An 8,168-nucleotide genomic window follows, 5' to 3' on the forward strand; every position below is an offset into this window, starting at 1 on the left:
GCCGCGGTGCGGCGGTAGTCGACTTCCCAGCTCGCGCATTCGTCGACGAACGACAGGGTGACGGGGTGCAGACGCATCCCGGAAACGTACCAGAGTCCGCTGGTCGGGAATAGCGGAAATCCCGGTTTCGGGGCCTAATCAGACCTTCCAGGTCGGATTTGGGCCCGGTCGCCCGCGGCCCGTCCCCCGGGCTGCGGCAACCACAGATGCGCCGTGATCCAGCGGTCGCCCACCCGGTAGTGGCCGTCCAGGCGGCCGGTCCGACGCCAACCCGCCCGGGCCAGGACCCGGGCCATGGCCGGCCCGTCGTCCCGCACCAGGGCGTAGGCGCCCGTCAGCCCGAAGAGCCGGTCCAGGTCGGCGCGCAGTTCATCCACCAGCCGGCGCATCAGGCCGAGACCGCGGCGGGCCGGCCGGGTCGCGCAGTCGGTGATCTCGGGGGCGCCGCCCCCGGGCTGGAACTCGGCCGACGCGTAGGCGGCGATCTCGCCGGTGTCGGCCACGGCCACGCGCCCGTGCACCAGGCCGCCGGCCAGGGCGTACCGCACCACGCCGGGATCGGCGGGAATCGGATAGCCGGCGAAGACCCCGGCCAGGAGGTCGCGAATGGCGGCGGCGTCCTCGGGGTCGGCGATGCGGGTGGTGAATCCCGGCGGCAGCGGCGCGGCGGCGACGGCCGCCGGCACGGGCGGTTCCGGGTTGGCGACCCCGGCGCGGGGCCCCCAGGTGCGGGCCCGAAGCACCGCGGTCGCCCCGTCCGACCAGAAGCCGGGCACCTCGCCCTCGCGGCCGAAGCCCGCCGCGCGCCAGTCGTCGCCGCCGCCCGGGCGGGCGAAGACGACGATCCGGGAGCACAGGGCGGGGGCCTCGTCCCCGGCCGCGAGGGCGGGGAGAAGATCGGGCGTCGCCATTTCCCCGGGGGCCACGTCGTACAGGGTGAGCGCGGCGTTGTGGGGGTCGAAGAGCCCGGTGCGGCGGCCGTCGGGCAGGCGCCATTCGCGAGGCCACGCGAGGTCGCGCGGGTCTTCGGCCAGGCAGGCGTGGAGCCAGGCGAGGAAGCCGGAGGCGGCGGGTGACGGCACGGTGAACCTTCCCGAAGGGCACGGACCAAACGGAGACGGCCCATTCTCTCCGCCGGCCCGCCCGGCCGCAAGGAGACACTTGTCGCGGTCGGTGCGGTGGGCTATGGTGCCGCCCATGAACCTGAATTTCAATATCGCGAGGTCGCGTTTCGTGGTCGCGTCGCTTCTGGTGGCGCTGGTCGCCCTTGCCGGCTGCAAGGACAAGGTCCAGTACACCGAGCGCGCGGGTTCGAGCCCGGCTGACGCTCCCACTTCCCGTTACGGCACCCCGCCCCAGCAGCAGGCTGCGGACGGAGGGGCCGCCACTTCACCCGCAGGCGGCACCACCGTCGCCGGCATCACCTTCAACCCGCCCGCCGGGTGGCAGAACCTGGGCGCCGACGGCATGCGCCAGGCCCAGTTCCGTCTGGCCCCGGTCGAGGGCGACACCGAAGCCGCCGAGGTGAACGTGTTCTACTTCGGCGCGGCGTCGGGCGGCGGCGTCGAGGCCAACCTCGCGCGCTGGATCGGCCAGATGCAGTTGCCGAACGGCGGCGATCCGGCCGCGGCCGCCTCGCGCTCGACCTTCACCGCCGACGGCATGCCCGGCCACGTGGTGAGCCTCGACGGCACCTACATGTCCGGCAGCATGCGCCCCATGGGCGGCGGCGAGAAGACCCCCAAGGAGGGCTTCCGCCTGGTGGGTGTGGTGCTCGAGGGCCCGCAGGGCAGCGTGTTCTTCAAGCTCACCGGCCCGGCGGCCACGGCCGGCGCCATGGAGGGCGAGCTGATGACCATGGTCCAGGCCGCCCACAAGTAGCGAACAATCCCGGCGACGGGACGTACGGGGACCCCGCGGGGTCCCCGTTTTTTCGTCGGGCGACCCGGTGGCGATGCCAGTAGATTGGGAGGCGTCGCCCATTCCGAACCATCCATCCTCGTGAAAGGTCCCTCGACCATGTCTGCACGGTCCATGTCCGCATGGCTCGCCGGTCTGTTGCTGGCGGCGGCCGGCGCCGCTGCGGCGCCCCCGGAGGCCGGTGCGCCGTCGCCCCAGGCGATCCTGAGCGCCAGCCCCGACAGCGCCCTGGCCGCGACCATCGCCGCTCTGCCCGGCGAGCGGCTCGCCCTCGACGCCGCCGTCGACGCCGCCTCCCGCCAGGCCGCCGACGCGCGCATCGCCGAGGCGCAGCTCGCGGCCGCCACCGAGGCGGTGCGCCGGGAGAAGGGCAGCTTCGATCCGGAGCTCTTCGGCGGGGCCGACTGGTCCGGCGCCGACACGCCCTCGGCCTCGCTCTTCGCAGGCGCCGACGTGCTCGAGACCGAGACCTCGCTGTACGAGGCCGGCGCGCGCATCCGGCTGCCCCTGGGCACCGAGCTCGCCGCCACGGTGAACTCGACGCGCATCACCTCGAACTCGGCCTTCGCGGCCCTCGACCCGGAATACCAGTCGAGCGCGGGCATTTCCCTGCGCCAGCCGCTGCTGAAGGGCTTCGGGCCGTCGGCGCGGGCCGATCTGAGCTACGCCGAGCGCAGCCGCGACGCGGCGGGCGCCCGCTACGACGGGTCGCTGCTCGCGGTGCGGGCCGAGGTCGAGTCGGTGTACTGGGAGCTGTACGCCGCCGAGCGCAACCACGCCGTGACGCGCATCATCCGTGAGCGGGCGACGGCCTTCCTGAGCGACGCCCAGCTGCGCGCCAGGGCCGGCATGATCGGGCCGAGCCAGGTGGCCAACGCCGAGTTCTTCCTGACCGAGGCCGAGCAGGCCCTGCTCGACACCGAGGAGAACCTCGACCGCCTGAGCGACCGCCTCGCCACCCTCACCGGGCGGCGCCCCGCCGGCGAACGCTTCCGGGCGGCCGACGAGCCCCCGCGCGAGTTCGCCCTCGTCGACCAGGACACCCTGGTCGCGGTGACCATGCGCCGGAACCCCGAACTGCAGGCCCTGGCCCGCGACGCCGACGCCCTGCGCGCCCTCGAGAGCGGCGCCACCTGGGACGCCCGCCCCACCCTCGACCTGCTCGGGGGCCTGGGCGGCGCCGGCCTCGCCGGCGCGGCGCGCGACGTGTACTTCCCGGGCGACCCGAATCCGGTGCGCACCTCGATCGACGGCGACCGCGGCGAGGCCCTGGGCCAGGCCGCGGGTCGCGACTACCCGAACTGGAACGTGGGCTTCGTCTTCGCCCTGCCCCTGGGCAACCGCGAGGGCAAGGGCGAGCGCGACCGGGTGCGGGCCGAGGTCGTCCGCGCCGAGCAGGTGCTGCTGTCGGCCCGGCGCGACACCGAGGAGCTCGTACGGGCCCAGCACCGCGAGCTCGAGCGGGGCCGCCGGCGCCTGGAGATCGCCACGCGCGGCGTGTCGGCCTCGATCCGGCAGGTCGACATCGGCATGGTCGAGTACCGCAACGGCCGCACGACCGCCTTCGAGGTGGTGCGGCTGGCGGCCGACCTGGCCACGGCCCAGCAACGCTATTCCGACGCCCTGGTGCGCACTGCGCGCGCCGCGGCCATCCTGCGCCGCCTGACCGGCGGCTGGTACGACGGGGGCGCGTCCGGCGCCGACACCGAAGCCCGAGACGAAGGGAACGCCCAGTGACGCGCACGATCCTGAATCCCATCCTCCTGACCGCCGTGCTCCTCGCCGGGCTCGGCGGCTGCGGCCAGGACACCCAGCAGGCGGCCGGCGGCTTCCAGCGCCCGCCGACCCCCGTCGAGGCCGCGCCGGTGGCGCGCGGCGCCGTCACCGACCGCTTCACCACCGTGGGCTCTCTCGACGCCGGCGAGTCGATCGTCGTCACGAGCGAGATCACCGGCGTGGTGACCGAGATCCCCTTCCGCGAGGGCGGCCGCCTGGCCCAGGGCGACCTGATCGCCCGCCTGGACGACGAACAGCTGCGCGCCGAGATGAACCGGGCGCGGGCCCTGATGGACCAGAGCCGCTCCACCTGGCAGCGGGTCAAGACCATCGTCGACCAGGGCGCCGGCGCGCCCCAGGACCTGGACGACGCCACCGCCGCCCTGCGCGTGGCCGAGGCCAACTACGCCCTGGCCGAGACGCGCCTGGGCAAGGCCCGCATCACCGCGCCCTTCGCCGGCCTGGCGGGCAAGCGCCACGTGTCGCCGGGCGCGTTCCTGCGCGCGGGCGACCCCATCACCGACCTGGCCCAGATCGACGAGCTGCGCGTCGACTTCGCCGTGCCCGAGCGCCTGCTGGCGACCATGCGGCAGGGCAACCCGGTCACGGTGACCACGACCGCCTATCCCGACCACGTGCTCGAGGGCGTGATCGACGTGATCGCGCCCCAGCTCGACCCCCTGACCCGCAGCGCCGGCATCGTGGCCCGCGTGGCCAATCCGGACGGGCTGCTGCGGCCGGGCATGAGCGCCACCGTGAGCGCCGTGCTCACCGAGCGCGACGGGGCCCTGACCGTGCCCAGCGCGGCGGTCTTCGTCGAGGGCGGGCAGTCGTACGTGTACGTGATCAAGCCCGACAGCCTGGTGACGCGCACGCCCGTGAGCCTGGGCACGCGCCTGGCCGACGTGGTCGAGGTGACCGAGGGCCTCGTGGGCGGCCAGCAGGTGGTCAAGGCCGGGCACCAGAAGCTGTACGAGGGCGCCAAGGTGATGCCCATGGACATGTCCGGCGGTGGGGACGCGGCCGGAGCCGGCGGCGCCGCCGCGGAAGCGACGGGAGCTTCGCAATGAAACTGAGCGAAGTCGCCATCAAGCGACCGGTCTTCGCCACGGTGATGAGTCTGGCCATCATGCTGATGGGCTACATCTCGTTCACGCGGCTGCCGGTGCGCGAGTACCCCGAGACCGATCCGCCCATCGTCTCGGTGACGACATTCTATCGCGGCGCGAGCCCGAGCGTGGTCGAGACCGAGATCACCGACGTGCTCGAGGAGCAGTTCACGACCATCGAGTCGGTGAAGACGATCACCAGCAGCAGCCGCGAGCAGGGCTCGATCATCACCATCGAGTTCGAGCTCAGCCGCGACGTGGACGAGGCCGCCAACGACGTGCGCGATCGCGTCTCGCGCGTGCGCGGCGAACTGCCCCGCGAGGCCGAGGACCCGGTCGTGGCCAAGGTCGACGTGAACGCCCAGCCCATCATCTGGCTGGCCGTCTCGAGCGACAACCACTCCACCCTCGAGCTTTCCGACTACGCGGACCGCATCCTCAAGGAGCGCCTGCAGCGTCTGCCCGGCGTGGGCAACGTCTTCATCGGCGGCGAGCGGCGCTACGCCATGCGCGTCTGGCTCGACCCCCTGCGCATGGCCGCCTACGGCCTGACGGTGCAGGACGTCGAACAGGCCGTGCGCGCCGGCAACGCCGAGATCCCCGGTGGCCGCGTCGAGGGCGACGCCCGCGAATTCGCCGTGCGCACCCGCGGCGAACTGAACACGCCCGAGGAGTTCGGCGCCCTGATCGTCTCCCACGTGGGCGACAACATCGTGCGCCTCGACCAGATCGCCGAGGTCGAGGTCGGCCCCGAGGACGAGCGCACCATCACCCGCTACAACGACCGTCCGGCCGTGGGCCTGGGCATCGTCAAGCAGAAGCAGGCCTCGACGGTCGACGTGGCGCGGGAGATCCGCGCCGTGCTGCCCGACCTGGCCGGCCTGATGCCCGCGGGCATGCGCATCGACGTCGCCTTCGACTCGGCCGAGTTCATCGAGTCGTCCATCGACGAGGTGAAGAAGACGATCCTCGTGGCCCTGGCGCTGGTCGTGCTCGTGGTGCTCGTGTTCCTGAAGAGCCTGCGCGCGACGGTGATCCCGATCGTGGCCATCCCGGTCTCGATGATCGGCGCCTTCACTTTCGCGTACGCCCTGGGCTTCACCATCAACATCCTGACCCTGCTGGCCATGGTGCTGGCCATCGGCCTGGTGGTCGACGACGCCATCGTGGTGCTCGAGAACGTGGTCCGGCACGTGGAGATGGGCAAGTCGCGCCGCAAGGCGGCCTTCGACGGCACGAAGGAGATCGGCTTCGCCGTGCTGGCGACGACCATCGCCCTGGTGGCCGTGTTCATCCCGGTGGCCTTCCTCACCGGCTCGGTGGGGCGCCTGTTCCGCGAGTTCGGCCTGACCCTCGCGGTGGCCGTGATGCTGTCGTCGTTCGTGGCCCTGACCCTGACGCCGGTGCTGTGCTCGCGCCTGCTCAGCCGCGTCGACCCGGACAAGAAGCGCAGCTGGGCCGAGCGCAGCTTCGACGCCTTCTTCGACGGCCTGAACCGGGCCTACGAGGGCACCCTGCACGCGGCCCTGCGCCTGCGGCCGGTGGTGCTGCTGATCGCCGTGGGCCTGGTGGGCGCGGCGGCGTGGCTCTTCGCGCAGCTGCCCGAGGAGCTGGTCCCGGTGGAGGACCGCGGCACGGCCTTCGGCATCGTGCTGGCCCCCGAGGGCGCCACCCTCGAGTACACCGACCGCTACATGCGCATGGTCGAGCAGCCGCTGCTCGCCCTGCCCGAGCGCCAGGGCCTGTTCACGGCCACGGGCCTGGGCTTCCAGGGGCCGGGCCGCGTCACCAACGGCTTCGTCTTCCTGAACCTGAAGCCCAACGACCAGCGCGAGCGCAAGCAGCAGGAGATCGTGGCCGAGATGTTCCCGCGCCTGCTGGGCATCCCGGGCGTGCTGGCCTTCCTGATCAACCCGTCGTCGCTGGCCGGCTTCGCCACCCAGGAGGTGGAGTACGTGCTGCAGGCCGACAGCTACGAGGAGCTGGGCCAGGCCGTGGGCACCATGATGGCCAAGGCCAACGAGCTGGGCTACCTGGTGAACCTCGACACCGACCTGCGCCTGAACAAGCCCGAACTGCAGATCGACATCGACCGCGAGCGGGCCTCGGGCCTGGGCGTCTCGGTGACTGACATCGGCTCGACGCTGGAGACCTACCTCGGCGGCCGCGTCGTGGGCGACTTCAAGCGCGGCGCCAAGCAGTACGACGTCATCGCCCAGATGCGCGCCGGCGGCCGCGCCACGCCCGACATCATCGAGCAGCTGTACATCCGGTCGGGCGGCGGCGAGCTGGTGCAGCTGGCCAACGTGGTGAAGATCAACGAGACGGTCTCGCCCAAGGAGCTGAACCACTTCAACCGCGTGCGCTCGGCCACCCTGACGGCGAACCTGGCGCCGGGCACCGGCATCGGCCAGGCCCTCGACGACCTGGACCGCATCTGGCGCGACGACCTGCCGCCTTCGGTGAGCCGCGACCTGGCCGGCCAGTCGCGCGAGTACCGCGACAGCAAGGGCACGCTGTATTTCATGTTCGTGCTCGCGCTGATCTTCATCTTCCTGGTGCTGTCGGCCCAGTTCGAGAGCTTCGTCGACCCGCTGACGATCCTGCTCTCGGTGCCGCTGGCGGTGTTCGGGGCGCTGCTCTCCCTGTGGCTCTTCGACCAGTCGCTGAACATCTTCTCGCGCATCGGGCTGATCATGCTCATCGGCCTGGTGACGAAGAACGCCATCCTGATCGTCGAGTTCGCCAACCAGCTGCGGGCCCGCGGCCAGGACATCGTGTCGGCCGTGGTCGACGCGGCGGTGATCCGGCTGCGCCCGATCCTGATGACGTCGTTCTCGACCGTGTTCGGCATCCTGCCCATCGCCCTGGCCACCGGCTCGGGCGCCGAGTCGCGGCAGCCCCTGGGCATCGTCGTGGTGGGCGGCGTTCTCTTCTCCACCTTCCTGACCCTGATCGTGGTGCCGGTGGTGTACTCGCTGCTGGCGCGGTTCACGAGCGCCAAGCGGGTGGTGGGGGAAGAGGAGGAGACGGTGGAAACCCCGGCAAATGCGATTCCCGGCGCCTAGCGCCGGGAGTCCCGTTGCCTTGGCGGCCCGTGAGCCGTAGACTCATGTCAACGGCGGGCCACCGCCCAACGAGGGGGAAATCCATGTCGAAGTTCGCTCGATTCCTGATTCTTTCCGTCCTGGTGCCACTTGCGGCGAGCCCTGCGGTCGCCACCACACCTGCAGTTTGCGTCATGGACGTGAACGTGAGTTCGGGAGGGCCCATTTCACTCATGGTCCTGCCCGACGCCTCCGGCCCGTCTTTCGCCGAGGCCACGGCCTTCGGCGGCGCCGTCGTCGACGGCACCATCTCGTT

6 protein-coding genes are annotated in these 8,168 nt (G+C 71.9%); 5 read left to right on the top strand and 1 reads right to left on the bottom strand.

Translation table 11 applies throughout. From position 1 onward, the window contains the following. Window positions 1–134: 134 nt before the first annotated feature. Window positions 135–1,082 (bottom strand): GNAT family N-acetyltransferase, encoded by a 948-nt coding sequence (locus KDM41_15970; GenBank protein ID MCB1184924.1) that lies wholly within the window; start codon window positions 1,080–1,082, stop codon window positions 135–137. 151 nt (window positions 1,083–1,233) lie between these two features. On the opposite strand from KDM41_15970, the gene KDM41_15975 reads away from it, so the two are divergent. From KDM41_15975 to KDM41_15995, 5 genes are all read left to right on the top strand, one after another. Further along, window positions 1,234–1,881 carry a hypothetical protein gene (locus KDM41_15975; protein ID MCB1184925.1) on the top strand — a complete coding sequence of 216 codons (648 nt, stop codon included), beginning with the start codon at window positions 1,234–1,236 and terminating at the stop codon, window positions 1,879–1,881. 138 nt (window positions 1,882–2,019) lie between these two features. Beyond that, window positions 2,020–3,657 (top strand): TolC family protein, encoded by a 1,638-nt coding sequence (locus tag KDM41_15980; GenBank protein MCB1184926.1) that lies wholly within the window; start codon window positions 2,020–2,022, stop codon window positions 3,655–3,657. Further along, on the top strand, window positions 3,654–4,766 hold the full coding sequence (locus tag KDM41_15985; protein MCB1184927.1) for an efflux RND transporter periplasmic adaptor subunit: 1,113 nt from the start codon (window positions 3,654–3,656) through the stop codon (window positions 4,764–4,766). The genes KDM41_15980 and KDM41_15985 overlap by 4 nt, the downstream gene beginning before the upstream one ends. Beyond that, the gene (locus KDM41_15990; protein ID MCB1184928.1) at window positions 4,763–7,873 is read left to right on the top strand and encodes an efflux RND transporter permease subunit; all 3,111 of its coding nucleotides are present in this window, start codon (window positions 4,763–4,765) and stop codon (window positions 7,871–7,873) included. Before KDM41_15985 ends, KDM41_15990 begins: the two co-directional genes overlap by 4 nt. Window positions 7,874–7,956: 83 nt before the next feature. Next, a partial coding sequence (locus tag KDM41_15995; protein ID MCB1184929.1) for a hypothetical protein occupies window positions 7,957–8,168 on the top strand: 212 nt, incomplete at its 3' end.

It is taken from the genome of bacterium (assembly GCA_020440705.1).
Taxonomy (GTDB): Bacteria; Krumholzibacteriota; Krumholzibacteriia; order LZORAL124-64-63; family LZORAL124-64-63; genus JAGRNP01.

Excerpts from the sequence above, each read along its gene's own strand:
- KDM41_15980 (MCB1184926.1), top strand. The coding sequence starts at position 2,020 with ATGTCTGCACGGTCCATGTCCGCATGGCTCGCCGGTCTGTTGCTGGCG.
- KDM41_15990 (MCB1184928.1), top strand. The coding sequence starts at position 4,763 with ATGAAACTGAGCGAAGTCGCCATCAAGCGACCGGTCTTCGCCACGGTG.